Below are 17,198 nucleotides of genomic sequence, written 5' to 3'. Positions count from 1 at the left end.
AGTATGGGTCCGGGGATGAGGGAACAGCCACGATCAGGCAAGCTGACCCGACAGAACATGGCGGGCTGGCTGATGGCCGGCCCTGCACTGGTCTTGATAGGCTTCTTTCTGGCTGCGCCCTTTCTGCTTGGTGTCGGGCTGTCCTTTACCGATCAGAGGCTGACGTCTCCCAACCCGACCGAATTCGTGGGGTTGGCCAATTTCTCGCGGCTGCTCGGTGTCGGGATTCTCCGTCTCGAGCCCGAGCGAACGGCGGATGGGGAAGTCCGCCGCGGCCCTGATGGTGCGCTTCAATTTCGGAGCGTGCGCAGTCTTACGCGCAACAATCCGGACTACCCGCAATACCGTGGCATGCGGGAAGTCAAAGACTTCGATTGGGGCGAGACGCGATACGTCGTGCTGGCCCGCGACCCTGTTTTTCTGAAGGCGCTCGCAAACACCTTTCTCTTCGTATTGGTGGTGACACCGGTTCAGGCTTCGCTGGCTTTGGCTCTTGCACTCCTCGTTAATCAGAGACGGCCGGGCATCAGCATCTTTCGGGCCATCTATTTCATGCCCGTGGTTCTCTCGGTGGTGGTCGTGGCCTTGCTTTGGCGCTTCATCTATGCATCGGACCACGGGCTTCTGAACAGCGTTCTCGGCCATCTCAGCTTTGCGCTCTTTCAACCGATCGACTGGCTCGGGCGTACCGATACGGCGCTCTGGGCGATCCTCGTCATGTCGGTCTGGCAGGGTGTCGGATTCCACATGGTCATTTGGCTTTCGGGCCTTCAGACTATTCCTCCGACGCTTTACGAGGCGGCGGACATTGAGGGCGCCAATTCCTGGCAAAAGTTTGCAATGATCACCTGGCCGATGCTGCGCAACACGGCGGTGCTCGTCTTCGTCGTGATCACCATGCAGGGCTTTGCTCTTTTTGCCCAGATCGATGTGATGACGCGGGGTGGCCCGCTGGATTCCACGCAAACGTTGGTTTTTCAGGCGGTGGAGCGAGGATATCGCCGGCAGGATATCGCTGCCGGTTCGGCGATTTCCGTCATTCTCTTCGTCATCGTCCTCAGCATCACGCTCGTACAGAGATACCTGACCCGGGAGCGCTCACCATGACACCAGGAAGACAGAAGAGCCGGTTGCTGATTGCTCTCGATTACCTTTTGCTGGTCGCGATCGCGGCCGTCTTTGTACTGCCGCTGCTCTTCATGGTCTTCTCGTCGCTGAAGCCGGACGACCAGCTTTTGCGTGATGCAACTTCAGTCAGGGCCTTCCTGCCCGTCGGTGACATCTCGTTCGACAATTATGCGGCGGCATTTGCGCGCGCGCCCATTGCGACCTTTGTCTTCAACTCCGTGATCGTCACCGCTACGACCGTGTTTCTGGCGCTCGCGCTCGGTTCTCTTGCCGGGTTTGCCTTCGTCTTTCTGAACTGGCGGGGTCGCGACGTTGTCTTTTCCGTAATCCTCGCGACCCTGATCATACCCTTCGAGACGATCGCCGTGCCGCTCCTGCTCGAGGTGAACAACCTCCCCTGGATCGGCGCAGACGGGCTGCAATGGGGATGGCTGAACTCGTGGCGCGTTCAAATCATTCCTTGGATCGCCGATGGTCTGACGATCTTTCTCTTCGTCCAGTATTTCAAGGACCTGCCGCACGACCTGATTGAGGCGGCGCGGATCGACGGGGCGAGTTGGTTGCAGATTTATTCAAGGGTGGTCATGCCGCTCTCCGGCCCGGTCATCGCGACGGCGGCGATCCTCAAATTCCTGGTGATGTACAGCCAGCAATATCTCTGGCCGCTTCTGGTGACGCAGTCGGAGACGTACAGGCCCGTCATGGTCGGCCTGCAATACTTCTTCCAGTTGCAAACACCCTGGGGAGAAGTGATGGCGTATCTGACGCTGATCAGCGTTCCGGTTCTGATTTTCTATCTGCTCCTGCAGCGCTTCTTTATCGCAAGCGTCGCCTCGACCGGCATCAAGGGGTAGAGCCCGCTTGAATGCAGCGAAGATCTCGCCTCGCGTCGCTTGCGGTCATATGATGGAGGTGGCGTACGCCCACTGGCGCGAACGGCGCGGTCGTGCATCTGGCAAGTTTTTGCCAGGCGCACGAATGATGTTGGCGGAAAATTGCCTGCCGTCGCCGGATTGTCGCGTGCAGCGTCAATGATTTCAAATGGTTGGAACTGGCCCATCAATTGCTACGGGTCTTACGTGCGGTTCGATCCGAGGAGGGCGGCTGCATCGTTGTCAAACTTGAACGGGAGGATTCTCAGGTGAACCCTAGACTGAAACGCGCTGCCATTGCGGCGATCGCCGGTACGTCCATCATGTTTTCCGCGGCTTCGGCCGGCGCGAGCGAATTCATAAATATTCTGACGGGCGGCACGTCGGGCGTCTACTATCCGCTTGGCGTTGCTCTTTCGAAGATCTACGGCGAGAAGATCGAGGGTGTACGCACGCAGGTTCAGGCGACCAAGGCATCGGTCGAGAACCTCAACCTTCTGCAGCAGGGTCGCGGCGAAATCGCCTTTGCCCTCGGCGATAGCGTCAAGCTCGCATGGGAAGGCAATGCCGACGCCGGTTTCAAGGCACCGCTCGACAAGTTGCGCGGGATTGCCGCGATCTATCCGAACTACATCCAGATCATGTCGTCGAAGGAGTCCGGCATCAAGACGATCGCCGATTTCAAGGGCAAGAGTCTTTCCGTCGGTGCGCCGAAATCCGGCACGGAACTGAATGCCCGCGCAATTCTCGCCGCTGCCGGCATGAGCTACGACGACCTTGCGAAGACCGAGTATCTGCCTTTCGCGGAATCGGTCGAGTTGATGAAGAACCGCCAGCTCGATGCCACTTTGCAGTCGGCAGGCCTCGGCGTTTCCTCATTCAAGGATCTGGCGACCTCGGTCGATGTGCAGATGGTCGCGGTGCCGGAAGAAATCGCCGGTAAGCTCGGTGCGCCCTATATCGCTGCGACAGTTCCGGCTGGTACTTACCAGGGACAGGATGCTGACGTGCCGACGGTTGCAGTCGTCAACTTTCTCGTGACCCATTCCGACGTCTCTGACGAGACGGCCTACCAGATGACGAAGCAGCTCTTCGAGAACCTTCCGGAGATGGAAGCGGCGCACAAGGCGGCGGCCCAGATCAAGCTCGAGAATGCGCTCAAGGGAATGCCGGTGCCCCTGCATCCGGGTGCCGAGCGCTACTACAAGGAAAAAGGCCTGCTCTGATAGCTGCGGGCGGCGGCGAACGCGACGATGGCCCGGCTCTGCCGGTGTCGCGCGTGCCGCCGCTCGACACGCTCGGATTTTCGGGAGGAATCCATGCACGACACGATCAATACACAAGAGCAGGCCGCATCGGCGGAACTGCACGGGCACGCCGCCGCAACCCAGGCGTTTCCAAAGACCTGGGACGGTCGCCTCCTTTTCGGGATTGCGCTCGCCTTTTCGGTTTTCCAGATCGCGACCGCTGCGCATCTGGTTGACCTGCCGAGCCAGATCGTGCGCGCCGTCCACGTCGGCTTCGTCACGGTACTGGTCTTTCCGTTGCTGGCCGTGGTTTCGCGGCGCGGGGGCATCGCCAAGGCGATTGCCTGGGCTATGGCCCTCCTCGGTGCGACAGTCGCCTTCTACCAATGCTATGAGTACAGTGAACTGATCATTCGCGCCGGTGATCCGCTACCGCGCGACATCGTGGTCGGCGTCGTTGCGCTCGGAGTTGTGTTTGCTGCTGCCTGGGCGCTTATGGGTCCGGCCTTGCCGATCATAACCGGCCTGTTCCTCGCCTACGCCCTGTTCGGAGAGTACCTGCCGCCGCCGCTCGACCATCGTGGTTACGACTTTACGCAGGTGATCGACCACATGGCCTATGGAACCGAAGGCATCTACGGAATTCCGACCTTTGTGTCCTCGACCTACATCTTCCTGTTCATTCTTTTCGGCGCTTTCCTCGAAAGGGCGGGGATGATCAAGCTCTTCAACGACGTCTCACTGAGCTTCGTCGGTGACAAGCGGGGTGGTGCAGCGAAAGTCGCGATCATTTCCTCAGGGCTGATGGGCACGATCTCGGGATCCGGAGTGGCCAATGTCGTGACGACCGGGCAGTTCACCATCCCTCTTATGAAGAAGTTCGGCTATCGCGCCGCCTTTGCCGGCGGTGTCGAGGCGACAGCCTCGATGGGCGGGCAGATCATGCCGCCGGTGATGGGCGCGGTTGCCTTCATCATGGCCGAAACGCTCGGCGTCGAGTATCACGAGATCGTCAAGGCGGCGATCATTCCGGCAATCCTCTATTTCGCATCGGCCTTCTGGATGGTTCATCTCGAGGCGGGCAAGTACGGCCTTCTCGGCCTTCCAAAAATGGAATTGCCATCGGCAAGGGCCGCGATCGTTGAACAGTGGTACCTGATCCTGCCCTTGGCGGCGCTCGTCTGGTTGCTGTTTTCGGGTTATACGCCATTGTTTGCAGGAACGGTCGGTCTTGCCTTCACCGTTCTGCTCATCCTCGGCAGTTCGGTGGCGCTCGGTCTTCCCTCTAGCGTGATCCGGGTCGTCTTCTGGGTGGGGCTCGGTCTTGTCGCGGCAGCCTTCTTCCAGTTCGGCATGGGTGTCGTACTCGCCGCTCTCGCCGTACTGATCGCCATCAACGCCTTCTCGCAGGGCGGTCGGGAGACGCTCGTCACCTGTCGGGATGCGCTGGCGGAGGGCGCAAAAACCGCCTTGCCCGTGGCGACGGCCTGTGCGCTTGTCGGTATCATCATCGGAACGATGACTTTGACGGGAGCCGCCAACACATTCGGCCAATTCATCGTCTCGGTCGGTGACAAGAGCCTGTTCCTTTCGCTCTTGCTTACCATGGTAACCTGTCTCGTGCTCGGCATGGGCATACCGACGATCCCGAACTACATCATCACGTCGTCGATCGCCGGCCCGGCTCTTCTGGAACTCGGTGTCCCGCTCATCGTCAGCCACATGTTCGTCTTCTACTTCGGCATTCTCGCCGACCTCACGCCACCGGTCGCGCTCGCCTGCTTTGCAGCGGCTCCGATTGCGCGTGAAAGTGGACTGAAGATCGCAATTCAGGCGATCAAGGTCGCGGCGGCCGGTTTCGTCATCCCGTTCATGGCGGTCTATTCGCCGGCACTCATGCTTCAGGACGGTGGAGCCATGGCGGCAGCAGTCGGCTATCCGGTAGCGGTCGCCTATGTCGTCGCGAAAACCGGCCTTGCGATCGGACTTTGGGGGGCGGCGGTCATCGGCTTCGTCGTCGTGCGGCTATCGGCAATGGAAAGACTTCTGGCTGCTGCCGCGGCGTTCACCCTTCTGGCCGCCTTGCCGATGACAGACGAGGTCGGTTTTGCTCTCTCGGCATTGTTCGCTGTCTGGATCTGGCGTCGAGGCCGGCAGGTGGCGGCAAGGTCGCTGTCGGGTGCGGCATGACCACATCGGTCTGCCTCATTGCTGGCGGGAAGGCGATGGTCGTTGCCGCCGGTGTCTTTACGCTCGGCTGGACCCACTCGGTCGAAAAGACCGAGTGGCAGGAACGCTGGTCGGCAACGGAAAAGGGGCTGGTTCTCCAGGAAGCCCGCGTCCAAGGTTCGGGCGCCGGAATGGAGCCCGGTGACGGCGCTCGCCGCGAGGGAAAATGGTGGGTGTGGACGCCGACCCTCCAACCACTTCCCGAACTGGTCCTCGCAGCTTCGGGGGCGACTGTCTCGGGTTGGCGGCTTTGCGATGCCGATGGGTGCCGTGAGCTCGCACGACGGGCGCAGGAGCCGATCGTTCTGCGACCTTGCGACTGACCAGGGTGCCCGGTTGTCCCACGTGCCGTGCTGACGAGAAGGATAGACGCAGCGGCTGTTCTCTATTGAGCGAGGAAACGCTACACTCGATGCAACAGACAGGTTCCAATCACGTCGGCTCGGTGATGGCGCGTAACATCGGCAGAATGACTGCCTTCATGCTGGTGGTGACCTTCACCGCACCCTTTGCCGCCTATTACGTGGCGAGTGGTGCGGCGGTCAGCGCACTGGAGTCACAGCTCCAGCGCAGCCTGGTGCTGACGAACAGGGCGATCGCCACCGAAGTCGAGCGGTTCCGTTATCTCCCGCTGGTGGTCGGGGAGGATGCGCGCGTCCGTGCGCTGGCGAGTTCAGGGCAGGACCACGCCGTTCTCGACGCGGCAAACTCCTATCTGCAGACCGTCGTCGCGCAGGCAGGCGCGTCCGAGCTTTACGTGCTCGATAGCCACGGCGTGACGCTTGCCGCCAGTAACTTTGCGACCCCCGAGAGCTTCATCAGTCATAACTATAGCTTTCGCCCTTATTTTCAGGATGCGCTCCGCACGGGAGAAGGCAGATACTATGCAATCGGCGTCACGACAAAGAAGCCCGGCTACTTCCTGAGCTCCCGGATCGATATCCCCGGCGGCCCGCCGATCATCGTCGTCGTGAAGGCCGATCTTCAACCACTCGAGGTGACCTGGGAAGCCGCCGGCGTCCAGACTGCCATCGCTGACCGCTGGGGTATTGTCTTTCTTTCCGGTAACCCGGACTGGAAATACCGTCCTCTTTCGCCGCTTTCAGGGGAGGCCGCAAAGCGGGTCGCGGCGGAGAGAACCTATGACGGGGCGAACCTGGACGAGGCCAGGCCGATCCTTCCTACAGGAGTCGTCCCGCCGGCGAATGGGGCCGAGGCGCCGGCGCTTCGCGTCGACGGCGAAGGACAAAGGCTCCTCGCCAAGTTCTCGTCGATCGAGCCGGACAGCTGGACCGTACTCGCGGCCACCAGCACCGCCGACATTGCCAAGCTCGCCGGTTTCTGGGCCCTTGCCGCACTCATCGCCGGTCTCATCGCAACGGGCGCCCTTTATTTTCTCCATCAGCGGGCGCTGCTGATCCGGATGCGCCTGCGCCAGGGCGAAATCCTGGAGCTCAAGGTCGCGGAACGAACGCAGGACCTTGCTCGGGAGATCGACATCCGCAAGCGGACCGAGGACGAACTGCGCCGCACACAGGAGGGGCTCATCCATTCCGAGAAGATGGCAGCGCTCGGGCGGATGTCGACGGCCATCGTGCATGAAGTGAGCCAGCCGCTCGCGGCACTCGAGGCGACACTGGCGACGGCCGGCGTCCTGGCCGAAAAGGAGGACGCGGGGAAGGTCGGAGAACGGATCCTTGATGCGCGTGCACTCGTCAAGCGCATGCAGCGGACGGTCAAGCATCTGAAGACCTTCGGCCGGAAGGGTGCTTCCGAACTCGAGGCGGTCGATGTCGACGCCGTCATCCGCAATGCGATCGATCTCGCAATGCCGCGAGCAAAGGCGATCGGCGTCGTACCGACAATCGAGGCTCGAGGTCAAGCGCCCGTCGTCACCGCGGTTGGCGTCAAGCTGGAGCAGGTGATGCTGAACCTGCTCCTCAACGCACTCGACGCCGTCGAAGGCCGGCCCGCGCCGTCAATCACCGTCAGGCGGGCCGCCGATGCGACGGCAGTGTCTGTTACTGTTATCGACAACGGGACTGGTATCGCACCAGAACATCGAGATCGTGTTGCCGAGCCGTTCTTTACCACCAAGCTGACAGGCGAGGGGCTCGGGCTGGGGCTTTCCATTGCGACGGCGATCGTGCGGGAATTCGGCGGTGAAATCACCTTTTCCGAGGCCACGGGAGGCGGAACCATGGCGACGATGTCGATGCCGGTGAGCAAGCGGTCGGCGCCTCCGCTCGAGGCCGCACAATGAGCCGCGGGCACGTTCTGCTGGTCGACGACGACCGCGATCTCCTTAAGGCGGCGACTGACTGGCTGGAGGTCAGCGGATTCTCCGTTAGCGCCTTCCATCGACCCGAAGAAGCCTATCAGCAACTCTTGCGCACCGACCCGGATGTCCTGGTGAGCGACATCCGTATGCCGGGCATTGACGGCATGACGCTCCTGAATTCGGTGATCAAGGCGCGTGGCGAGGTGCCCGTCATCCTGATGACTGGCCATGGCGACGTGACGCTGGCGGTCAAGGCAATGAAGCAGGGTGCGGAGGACTTCATCGAGAAGCCATACGATGCGGAGTACCTCCTTTCCGTTCTCGACAAGGCCGTCGAAAAACGCCGGATGAAGCGGGAGATCGCCCGTCTCCAGAAGCTGGTGCAGGAGGATGGCGGGGGTTCGCAAATCGTCGGCGACAGTTCCGCCATGCGAGAGCTTCGCCGCCGCGTCGCGACGCTGGCCGATGTCGATATCGACGTGCTGATCATCGGCGAAACCGGCTCCGGCAAGGAGCTCGTCGCGCAGGCCCTGCATCGGCAAGGCCGCCGTTGCTCAGGTCCGTTCGTCGCGATCAACTGTGCGGCCCTGCCCGAGAGCATTTTCGAGAGCGAGGTCTTCGGCCATGCAAAGGGTGCTTTCACAGGTGCGCTTTCTGACCGCGAGGGGAAGTTCGAGTATGCGGCCGGCGGGACCGTTTTCCTCGACGAGATCGAATCCATGCCTCTTTCGTTGCAGGCGAAGATCCTGCGGGTTTTGCAGGAGCGGGTGATAGAGCGGCTTGGGGAAAACCGTTTGCGGCCGGTCGACGTCCGGATCATTGCCGCGGCAAAAAGCGATCTTTCCGGCGAGATCGCTGCCGGACGGTTCCGCGAGGACCTGTTCTATCGGCTTGCAACTGTCGACATTCGCATTCCGCCCCTGCGTCAGCGTCGCGAGGACATCGGTTTGCTGTTCAGCCATTTCGCCTCTCTCGCCGCACACCGCTATGGGCGAGCCGAGCGTGCCGTGTCAGCCGATCTCCTGGCGCGGCTGCACCAGGAGGAATGGAGAGGAAATGTTCGCGAGCTCAAGGCGCGGGCAGAACGATTCGCCATCGGGCTTGACGAAACGAACGCGAGCGTCGCTGCGTCAAGAAACCCGGACAGCGATACGGCCTTGCCGGACCAGCTCGCAGCCTACGAGATGCAGTTGATCCGCGCCGCGCTGGATCAGCACGACGGCAATACGGCGCGCGCGGCGTCGAGCCTCGGCATTCCCCACCGTACCCTGAACGAGAAGATCGCGCGGTATGGACTGAGAGGCCGTGGGGAGAAGTCATCGGACCTGTAGCGGACAACGCAACGGCGTGTTCTGCATTCCAAGGTTGAGACGATGTCCGTACTTGCCGACACTCCCGCCGCACCAAGCGCGTTTCGGAATTGAGCGTATGGCTCCAGCCGAGGGGCTCCCGTTTCAATCTTACCCCAGCTGGCTGAACGGACCATTGTAGACAGTCCGGGGAGGGATCAATTCCGGGTCCACCTGTATCAGCACCGGGTCGGTAACACCGCTGTCGGCCAATTCGAAAGCGGCGGCGATGAGCTGGTTCGAGTTCTGCCGCACCATGTGCACGGGAAATTCCAGGAATGCCGCAAACGGGTCATAGTCGTAGCAGCCGAAGACGCTCTTCTCGAATGATTCCGAGGGAAGGTGAACAAATTCGCTGACGATACCCTCGAACGCTCTGATCGAGTTGACGAACAATCCAGCGGGTAATCCGCCGATACGGTCGCAGAGCGCCGAGACTTCGCGAGCGGCGCTACCGGGTGCGTATCCGCAGGTAATGATCTGGTCTTCGTCGAACGATCCACGCAGCTCCAGGACCGTCGATCGAAATGCGGAAATTCGATGCGCAGAGGCGAAGTCGGTTTCCAGGCCGCCGATCAGATACGGCTTTGCCCGGGCCGGATCGTCCACCTGCGGCATGAGCTCCAGGAGCTTCCGCGTCAACAGTTCGGCGCCGAGATAGTTGTTGCTGACGACAGAGGGGGCGTCCTTTCCCGGAAGGTCGACATAGATATGCGGCACTTGCGCCGCCCTGCAGATTTCGCTGAGGGCGGCCGGATCGGTCACGCCCGCAATGAACAGATAGTCGACTGCGTAAGAAATCAGCGTCTCGACCGTTCGGATTTCCTCGGCCGGATTGCGCAAGGTGGATACGATCACCGGGCACCAGCCGCGTTCGCGTGCCTGAGCCTCGAAGCTCTGGCTCATCGACGCAAAGAAGCGGTTGTCGTGGACCGGGAGAATGAGGCCGACGAGACCGGATTGCGCGCGCCTCAACCCCCGCGCCTGCAGGTTTGTCGTATATCCGTGCTCGGCCGCTATCTTCTGGATCTTTCTCGCGGTTGCCTCGCCGACCCGGCGCTTCTTCCACGTCCCGTTCAGCACCGCACTGACGGTCGAAGGAGAGGAGCCGCTAAGCTGCGCGATATCGTAGATCGTGAGTTTTTGCCTGGTATCGGGCATGGGTCGAAACGGTCTCGATGGTCAGGGCTGACAATTGCTCTTGACGAGAAGCTTGTTTCTTGATGTCATAGCACGATCGATTGTGCAAGCGCTATTCCGGCAATTCGCGTGGGTGCGGCTTTGATGCTCTGTCTGCACAGGGGTCCAAAGCCGCTTTAAGTTGCCGCTCTGCACAATCGATTGTTCAAACAAGTCCGCCCAACTGGGCGGCGCTCTGGGAGGAGTGACATGATCAAGGCAGTAACCGCAGCTCTGGCGGGCGTTGCATTCGCCGCATTACTGGCAGCCGGCGCGCATGCGCAGGACAAGCCAACCATGGGGATCGTCGTGAAGATCGGCGGCATTCCGTGGTTCAACGCGATGGAAATGGGCATCAAGGAACGGGGCGAGAAGCTCGGTGTGGATGCTACGATGGTCGGACCGACCAGCGCCGATCCGGCGCTTCAGGTTCGCGCGATCGAAGACCTGATTGCCAAGGGTGTGGATGTCATCGGCGTTGTTCCCAACGACGAGGCGGCGCTCGAGCCCGTGCTCGAGAAGGCGCGTGCGGCAGGGATCAAGGTTGTTGCCCATGAAGGACCCGGCCTCAAGAATGTCGACTGGGATTTCGAGCTGGCTTCGGTCAAGGGCTTCGGCGAGACCCATGCCGAGTTGCTGGCGCAGAAGATGGGCGGCAAGGGCGAATACGCGGTCTATGTCGGGTCGCTCACCGTGCCGTTGCACAACGCCTGGGCCGACGCCGCGATCGCCTACCTCAAGGAAAAATATCCGGAAATGACGCTTGTCGGCGAGCGCTACGGGGTCGCCGAAAGCGTCGACGACAGCCGCAAGACGACGCTCGACCTTCTGGCGGCGCATCCCAACATGACTGGTATCCTGGCCTTCGGCAGCCAGGGTCCGATCGGCGCGGGGCGTGCCTTCGAGGAGCGCCGGCTGATCGGCAAGGTGCATGTCCTCGGGCCGTTCTCGCCCGGCCAGGGCCTGAAGCTCGTGAAAGAGGGAGCGATCACCGGCGGCTTCATGTGGAACCCCGCCGAGGCCGGCAGGGTCTTCGTGAGTATGGGCAAGATGCTCGTGGACGGCACGGAGATCAAGGACGGCACCGAGATCGAGGGCCTGGGTGTGGTGAAGCCGGACGTCGAAGGTCGTGACATCATCACCGACAACCTGATCCCGATCAATGCAGAGACGGTTCAGGGCCTGGCAGACCTCGGACTCTGACCGCAATCGCGCAAGGAGGGGTGGCGAAACTGCCCCTCCTTACTTCGCCAGACCTTTCCGTCTGGCCGTGTCCAAATCACAATCAGGGTTTTACCATGAGCACCTTGTACAAGGCGGCCTTGTCCGAACTTGAGAATACGTTCAATCGTCTGGATGATGCCGAGGTCGACAAGGCGGTCGGGATGATTGCCGCTGCCCGAAAGATCGTGGTCTTCGCAGGAGGACGCGAGAAACTCCAGATCATGGGCTTCGCAATGCGCCTCTTTCACATGGGGCTGGCCGTCGCAGTCGAAGGAGACATGACCACACCGCCGGTCGGCAAGGGCGATCTCTTCATCGTGAGTGTCGGCCCCGGCGAAATTTCGACAGCGCTTGCGCTTCTCGGCGTGGCGAAGGCGGCGGGTGCGAGCATTCTCGTGCTGACGGCCCAGCCTCAGGGTCGTGCCGCCAAATACGCGGATTTCGTCCTGCATCTGCCGGCCCAGACGATGGCCGATGACCAGGGGGAGAAGAAGACCTCTGTTTTGCCGATGGGCTCGCTTTACGAAGGCGCTCTCTTCGTCCTGTTCGAAGTGATGGTCCTCAAGTTGATCGACAAGCTCGGCATCACCCCCGAAGCGATGCGCTCCAACCACACCAATCTCGAATAGCTGGCGCCGATGAACCCGGTTGCAACAACCACTTCAACGCCTGCGGCGATCCGCCTCGAGCACGTCTCGAAGAAATTCGGGGGTGTACAGGCCCTGGACGATGTCTCCTTCGAGGTCGATCAGGGCGAGGTGCATTGCCTCGCCGGAGAAAACGGCTGCGGAAAGAGCACTCTGATCAAGATCATCGCAGGCGCCTACACGCCCGAACCCGGGGCCCGGATGGAGTATTTCGGGGACGTGGAAACGACCGTCTCGCCGGGTATCGCCCGCAACCGCGGCATTGCCGTGATCTGGCAGGATTTGGCGCTGTTCCCGGAAATGAGCGTTGCCGAAAATATCGCATTCGAGACGGTTCTCGGTTCGCGCCCACGCCTGGTTAACCACCGCGCCCTGAAGGAAAGGGCGGCTGCGGCCCTCGCACAGCTGGGAGTGGAACTGGATCTGGACGCCCGACTGAACACGCTGCCGATTGCCGGCCGGCAGGTCGTGGCAATTGCCCGTGCGCTGGTGGGAGACGCCCGGCTCATCTTCATGGACGAGCCGACGGCATCGCTCACTCAATCGGAAACAAACCGGCTGCTCGAAATCGTCCGTACCTTGTCGGCGCGTGGCGTGGCCATCGTCTTCGTCAGCCATCGTCTCGCAGAGGTTCTTGCGATTTCGAGCCGCGTGACGGTCCTGCGCGACGGACGTCTGGTCGGCGTCTATCCGACGGAAGGGATGAGCCAGTCACGTCTGACCGAATTGATGACCGGCAAGATGTTCGAGACCAAGGTAACCGCGCGGGACAAGGCGGGTGAACGCGACGTTCTGGAGGTTGAGCACCTCAGCCGTCGTGGGGAATTTGACGACATCAGTCTCAAGATCCGTGCAGGTGAGATCGTCGGCCTGACCGGGCTCATCGGAGCTGGACGCACAGAACTCGGGCACAGCTTGTTCGGCATGACGAGGCCTGACAGCGGCGTGATCCGCCTTGATGGCAAGATCCTTGATCTCAGGTCCAACCGGGATGCCGTCGCTGCAGGTATCGCCTACGTATCGGAAGATCGCCTGTCTCTGGGGCTCGTGCAGCAGCAGTCGATCGCCGACAACATCGCACTGGCGGTCCTGCCGCGGATTTCAGGCCCGGATGGGCTGATCTCGCGGCGCAGGAAACAGCAACTGGTGTCGAAATGGCTGGCGGACCTGGCGATCAAGATCGGGCAGCCGACGGATCCCGTTTCGACATTGTCCGGCGGCAACCAGCAGCGGGTCGTGCTCGCCAAATGGCTGGCGACCGAACCGAAGGTTCTCATCCTCGATGCGCCGACGGTCGGGGTGGATGTCGGCGCGCGGGCGGGAATTTTCGCGATTGTCCGGCGACTGGCCGAACAAGGCCTGGCTATCCTGTTGATCTCCGACGAGGTGCCGGAGGTCTATCTGAACGCCGACCGAGTCCTGCACATGGCTGGTGGTGGCATCGTCAACGAATTCGATCCGAACAGGATTGATCTCCGTGCGATGGAAGAGGCTGTCTATGGCTAGGTTCATCCGCAATCACCCGACGGAAATGCGGCTGTCGATCGTACTGATCTCGCTCTGCGTCGGCCTGTCTTTCGCATCGGGAAGTTTCTTCACGCTGCCGAACCTCACGGCACTCTTGAACAATAATGCAGTCAATCTCATCTGGGCTGCGGGGTTGCTCGTGGTGCTGATCGCGGGCGGGATCGACATCTCGTTCGCGGTCGCCGCGTCGATCGTCCAGTATCTGGCGGTCTACGTCTTTTCCGCGATCGGCGGCGGCAACTGGCTTATCGGGTTCCTGGTCGCCGGAGGTCTCGGGATCGGGCTTGGCTTCATAAACGCCATCCTCATTCATTACTTCCGCATCATCTCCATCGTCGTGACCATATCGACGTTCAACGCCTTCTTCGGATTGTTGATGTTCTTCACGAGCGGAAAGTACCTCTACAACTTGCCCGACTGGTGGACGGGACGGGTCGTTCTCTTCGAACGGCAGGTGGCGGATGGAACCTGGGCCGAGATCACCCTTCCGGTTGCCGTGATGGTGGCAGCGCTTGCGGCGACCTGGGTTCTGATCCGCCACACCACCACGGGACGTCAGCTCTATGCGTTCGGCGACAACCCGGAAGGCGCGCGCCGGCTCGGCATCAATCTCGGCCTCATGCAGTTCATTGCCTTTGGCTGGTGCGGATTGATGGCGGGGATCGGCGGGTTGATGCAGGCGCACATCGTCCAGGAAGTCGTGCCGAACGCACTGATAGGCCGCGAGCTGGATGTCCTGGCGGCGGTGGTGCTGGGCGGTGCGCGCCTTGGAGGTGGACGGGGATCGGTGCTCGGTTGCGTCCTCGGTGTCTTGCTGGTCGCCGTCACCCAGAACGGACTGAACCTGCTGGGTATCTCGCCCTTCGCCTTCAAGATGGTGGTCGGCGCGATCATTCTGATCGCCATTTCGACCTCAAATCTCAATCTTGCCGGCCTTGCCGCAAGCAGACACCGCAAGGACTAGCATGAACACGCTCGTTGCATGGCTGAACAAACATCTCGGCGCCGAGATTGCAGGGCTCTTCGTCTTCCTGTTCGCCGTCATTGTCATCTTCGGAGTGGCTTCGCCGCAATTCCTGACGATGGCAAATTTCGGATCCATAGCGTTTCAGCTGCCGGAACTGGGCTTGCTGACCCTGGCGATGCTGATGCCGATCATTTCTGGCGGCTTCAATCTGGCGATTATCTACACGGCCAATATCTGCGGCTTGACACTGGCCTATGTGCTGCAGATCCACGGCGGCCCGGATGCGCCGATGTGGGCCTTCATCCTCGGGAGCGGTGCAGCGCTCATCGTCGGTGCGGCTGCCGGATGCTTCATGGGCCTGGTCATCGCCTATATCGGTGCCCACCCCATCCTCGTGTCCCTGGCCATGATGATCTTTCTGCGGGGGCTTGGCGAATTCCTGACCAAGGGCGGTGATATTTCCAACTTTCCCGCCTATCTGCACCCCATCGGACACGGATTTGTCCTCGGTGTACCAGTTCCGCTCCTGATATTCGCCCTGGCGGCTCTTGTCTGGCACATACTGCTCGGTCGTTCCCGTCACGGCTTCTCGGTCTACATGACAGGATCGAACGTCAGGGCGACCGCCTATTCCGGGGTCCACACCAAGCGAACATTGACGCTGATCTATACCCTGTCGGGGCTCATGTGCGCCGTCGCCGGCATCCTGATGCTGGCCCGGTTCAATTCGGTCCGGGTCGGCCACGGGGAAGCGCTGCTTCTCGTCACCGTTCTTGCGTGCTTCCTGGGCGGGGTCGATCCCTTCGGAGGCTTCGGTCGCGTGGTCCCGGTCGTGCTGGCCCTCGTCATACTCCAGGTCCTGTCGTCCGGTCTCAATCTGCTCGGCGCCAACCAGCATCTGTCGACTGCGGTCTGGGGCATCTTCCTGATCGCGGTGATGGTCCTGCGCTGGCTCGCCGGGAAAACAAAACTCTTCAGCAATGGGAAAGGCTAGGATCATGCAAGGATTTGGTGTGCACACCAGCATGTGGACCATGAACTGGGATCGCGCTGGCGCTGAAAAGGCGATTGCCGCGGCGGTCGACTACAAGATGGACTTCATCGAGATTGCGCTTCTCGACGCCCCTTCGGTCGATGCCGGTCATACACGTGCGCTGCTGGAAAAGCATGGTCTTCGGGCCGTATGCTCCCTCGGTCTGCCCAAACCGGCCTGGGCCTCGCAGCGGCCCGAGGCTGCCATTGCCCATCTGGAGACTGCGATCGAGAAAACGGCTGAAATTGGGGCGCTGGCGCTGACCGGCGTGACCTATGGCGGCATCGGAGAACGGACGGGCGTCCCGCCGACGAAGGCCGAACTCGACAATGTGGCTCGTGTTCTCGGTGCCGCTGCCAGGCGCGCGAAGTCGCTCGGCATCGACCTCGGTATCGAGCCGGTCAATCGTTACGAAACCCATCTCATCAACACGGGCTGGCAGGCGGTCGAGATGATCGAGCGGGTTGGTGCGGAAAATGTCTTCATCCACCTCGACACCTACCACATGAACATCGAGGAAAAGGGCGCGGCCAACGGGATTCTCGATGCGCGAGACCACCTGAGATACATCCATCTTTCGGAGAGCGACCGAGGCACGCCCGGTTGCGGTACCTGCGACTGGGACGAGATCTTCGCGACGCTTGCGGCCATCGGCTTCAAGGGTGGCCTGGCCATGGAGAGTTTCATCAACATGCCGCAGGAATTGGCATTCGGCCTTTCGGTGTGGCGGCCCGTCGCCAGGGACGAGGCGGAGGTGATGGGGAACGGGCTGCCCTTCCTGCGCAACAAGGCCAGACAGTACAAGCTGATCTGAACGTTTAGCTGCCGGCTCGCGCGGCGGCATTTCTTACGGGGCATCCATGCAGACGATAACTTTGCCGGAATTGGCCGATCTTCTCGCCTCGCGTCCACGCGGCAGGCGCCTCCTCGTCGCGGTGGCGGGGGCGCCGGCATCCGGCAAATCCAGACTGTCGGAGGAGCTGGTAGAAAGGCTGGAGCAGAGCCAGCCGGGGCGTGCCGCTATCCTGCCGATGGACGGCTATCACTATGACGATGCGCTGCTGAAGCAGCTTGGTCGCCACGCCCGGAAGGGAGCGCCGGACACCTTTGATGTCGGCGGGCTGTGCCACATGCTTCGGCGCCTGCGGGAGAACGCCGATGACGCGATCGCCGTCCCCGTCTTTGACCGCGACATCGAGACAGCGCAGGCGGGCGGGCGCCTCATTCCGGCGGCGGTCGACATCGTTGTGGTCGAAGGCAATTACCTGCTGCTCCGCCAACCGCCGTGGTCCGCGTTGAGGCCCTTCTTCGATCTCACCGTCATGGTGCTCACACCTGAGACCATTCTTCGGCAACGGCTGGCGAGGAGATGGGCGTTCTATGATCTCCCGCCGTCGGAGATTGAACGCAAGATCGAGGAAGTAGACCTGCCCAACGGCCGCTTTGTGGTACAGGAAAGCGCTGCCGCCGAGTACCGGATCGACAACGATGGTTCGATCTAGGGCCGGCAGCCGC

15 protein-coding genes are annotated in these 17,198 nt (G+C 61.4%); 14 read left to right on the top strand and 1 reads right to left on the bottom strand.

Annotation, left to right across the window (positions count from 1 at the left end; genetic code table 11):
- Nucleotides 1–15 precede the first annotated feature (15 nt).
- From H4I97_RS19610 to H4I97_RS19580, 7 genes are all read left to right on the top strand, one after another.
- Nucleotides 16–1,107: a carbohydrate ABC transporter permease gene (locus H4I97_RS19610; protein WP_244658876.1), complete on the top strand. Its 1,092-nt coding sequence runs from the start codon at nt 16–18 to the stop codon at nt 1,105–1,107.
- Entirely contained in the window at nt 1,104–1,982 is an 879-nt protein-coding gene (locus H4I97_RS19605; protein ID WP_182308523.1) for a carbohydrate ABC transporter permease, read from the top strand. Before H4I97_RS19610 ends, H4I97_RS19605 begins: the two co-directional genes overlap by 4 nt.
- A 299-nt stretch (nt 1,983–2,281) precedes the next feature.
- The gene (locus H4I97_RS19600) at nt 2,282–3,226 is read left to right on the top strand and encodes a TAXI family TRAP transporter solute-binding subunit (protein ID WP_182309000.1); all 945 of its coding nucleotides are present in this window, start codon (nt 2,282–2,284) and stop codon (nt 3,224–3,226) included.
- Between the two features lie 93 nt (nt 3,227–3,319).
- Nucleotides 3,320–5,437: a TRAP transporter permease gene (locus tag H4I97_RS19595; protein WP_182308522.1), complete on the top strand. Its 2,118-nt coding sequence runs from the start codon at nt 3,320–3,322 to the stop codon at nt 5,435–5,437.
- On the top strand, nt 5,434–5,799 hold the full coding sequence (locus H4I97_RS19590; RefSeq protein ID WP_182308521.1) for a DUF1850 domain-containing protein: 366 nt from the start codon (nt 5,434–5,436) through the stop codon (nt 5,797–5,799). The genes H4I97_RS19595 and H4I97_RS19590 overlap by 4 nt, the downstream gene beginning before the upstream one ends.
- Before the next feature lie 89 nt (nt 5,800–5,888).
- Entirely contained in the window at nt 5,889–7,739 is a 1,851-nt protein-coding gene (locus H4I97_RS19585) for an ATP-binding protein (protein WP_244658875.1), read from the top strand.
- On the top strand, nt 7,736–9,088 hold the full coding sequence (locus H4I97_RS19580; protein WP_182308520.1) for a sigma-54-dependent transcriptional regulator: 1,353 nt from the start codon (nt 7,736–7,738) through the stop codon (nt 9,086–9,088). Before H4I97_RS19585 ends, H4I97_RS19580 begins: the two co-directional genes overlap by 4 nt.
- Before the next feature lie 129 nt (nt 9,089–9,217).
- On the opposite strand, the gene H4I97_RS19575 is transcribed toward H4I97_RS19580, so the two are convergent.
- On the bottom strand, nt 9,218–10,267 hold the full coding sequence (locus tag H4I97_RS19575) for a LacI family DNA-binding transcriptional regulator (RefSeq protein ID WP_182308519.1): 1,050 nt from the start codon (nt 10,265–10,267) through the stop codon (nt 9,218–9,220).
- 228 nt (nt 10,268–10,495) lie between these two features.
- Here H4I97_RS19575 and H4I97_RS19570 point away from each other — a divergent pair, with 228 nt between their 5' ends.
- The 7 genes from H4I97_RS19570 to H4I97_RS19540 all read left to right on the top strand — a co-directional run bounded on the left by H4I97_RS19570 (nt 10,496) and on the right by H4I97_RS19540 (nt 17,185).
- Nucleotides 10,496–11,488, top strand: a complete 993-nt coding sequence (locus H4I97_RS19570; protein WP_182308518.1) for a substrate-binding domain-containing protein — start codon at nt 10,496–10,498, stop codon at nt 11,486–11,488.
- 95 nt (nt 11,489–11,583) lie between these two features.
- A complete protein-coding gene (locus tag H4I97_RS19565) occupies nt 11,584–12,138 on the top strand; it encodes an SIS domain-containing protein (RefSeq protein ID WP_182308517.1) in 555 nt (184 codons plus the stop codon).
- A 9-nt stretch (nt 12,139–12,147) separates the two neighbouring features.
- Nucleotides 12,148–13,662 carry a sugar ABC transporter ATP-binding protein gene (locus H4I97_RS19560; protein WP_182308516.1) on the top strand — a complete coding sequence of 505 codons (1,515 nt, stop codon included), beginning with the start codon at nt 12,148–12,150 and terminating at the stop codon, nt 13,660–13,662.
- Nucleotides 13,655–14,647: an ABC transporter permease gene (locus tag H4I97_RS19555; RefSeq protein ID WP_182308515.1), complete on the top strand. Its 993-nt coding sequence runs from the start codon at nt 13,655–13,657 to the stop codon at nt 14,645–14,647. The genes H4I97_RS19560 and H4I97_RS19555 overlap by 8 nt, the downstream gene beginning before the upstream one ends.
- 1 nt (nt 14,648) lies before the next feature.
- A complete protein-coding gene (locus H4I97_RS19550; protein ID WP_182308514.1) occupies nt 14,649–15,644 on the top strand; it encodes an ABC transporter permease in 996 nt (331 codons plus the stop codon).
- 4 nt (nt 15,645–15,648) lie between these two features.
- Nucleotides 15,649–16,497, top strand: coding sequence for a sugar phosphate isomerase/epimerase family protein (locus H4I97_RS19545; protein WP_182308513.1), 849 nt, complete (start codon nt 15,649–15,651; stop codon nt 16,495–16,497).
- A gap of 46 nt (nt 16,498–16,543) precedes the next feature.
- Complete coding sequence (locus H4I97_RS19540) at nt 16,544–17,185, top strand: nucleoside/nucleotide kinase family protein (protein ID WP_182308512.1); 642 nt, start codon at nt 16,544–16,546, stop codon at nt 17,183–17,185.
- Nucleotides 17,186–17,198 lie beyond the last annotated feature (13 nt).

This window comes from Ciceribacter thiooxidans, from assembly GCF_014126615.1.
Taxonomy (GTDB): Bacteria; Pseudomonadota; Alphaproteobacteria; order Rhizobiales; family Rhizobiaceae; genus Allorhizobium; species Allorhizobium thiooxidans.
Note: the sequence above shows the minus strand (reverse complement) of the source record. Positions and strands in the feature narration are given on the sequence as shown.

Excerpts from the sequence above, each read along its gene's own strand:
- H4I97_RS19610 (WP_244658876.1), top strand. The coding sequence starts at position 16 with ATGAGGGAACAGCCACGATCAGGCAAGCTGACCCGACAGAACATGGCG.
- H4I97_RS19605 (WP_182308523.1), top strand. The coding sequence starts at position 1,104 with ATGACACCAGGAAGACAGAAGAGCCGGTTGCTGATTGCTCTCGATTAC.
- H4I97_RS19595 (WP_182308522.1), top strand. The coding sequence starts at position 3,320 with ATGCACGACACGATCAATACACAAGAGCAGGCCGCATCGGCGGAACTG.
- H4I97_RS19590 (WP_182308521.1), top strand. The coding sequence starts at position 5,434 with ATGACCACATCGGTCTGCCTCATTGCTGGCGGGAAGGCGATGGTCGTT.
- H4I97_RS19585 (WP_244658875.1), top strand. The coding sequence starts at position 5,889 with ATGCAACAGACAGGTTCCAATCACGTCGGCTCGGTGATGGCGCGTAAC.
- H4I97_RS19580 (WP_182308520.1), top strand. The coding sequence starts at position 7,736 with ATGAGCCGCGGGCACGTTCTGCTGGTCGACGACGACCGCGATCTCCTT.
- H4I97_RS19575 (WP_182308519.1), bottom strand. The coding sequence starts at position 10,267 with ATGCCCGATACCAGGCAAAAACTCACGATCTACGATATCGCGCAGCTT.
- H4I97_RS19570 (WP_182308518.1), top strand. The coding sequence starts at position 10,496 with ATGATCAAGGCAGTAACCGCAGCTCTGGCGGGCGTTGCATTCGCCGCA.
- H4I97_RS19565 (WP_182308517.1), top strand. The coding sequence starts at position 11,584 with ATGAGCACCTTGTACAAGGCGGCCTTGTCCGAACTTGAGAATACGTTC.
- H4I97_RS19560 (WP_182308516.1), top strand. The coding sequence starts at position 12,148 with ATGAACCCGGTTGCAACAACCACTTCAACGCCTGCGGCGATCCGCCTC.
- H4I97_RS19555 (WP_182308515.1), top strand. The coding sequence starts at position 13,655 with ATGGCTAGGTTCATCCGCAATCACCCGACGGAAATGCGGCTGTCGATC.
- H4I97_RS19550 (WP_182308514.1), top strand. The coding sequence starts at position 14,649 with ATGAACACGCTCGTTGCATGGCTGAACAAACATCTCGGCGCCGAGATT.
- H4I97_RS19545 (WP_182308513.1), top strand. The coding sequence starts at position 15,649 with ATGCAAGGATTTGGTGTGCACACCAGCATGTGGACCATGAACTGGGAT.
- H4I97_RS19540 (WP_182308512.1), top strand. The coding sequence starts at position 16,544 with ATGCAGACGATAACTTTGCCGGAATTGGCCGATCTTCTCGCCTCGCGT.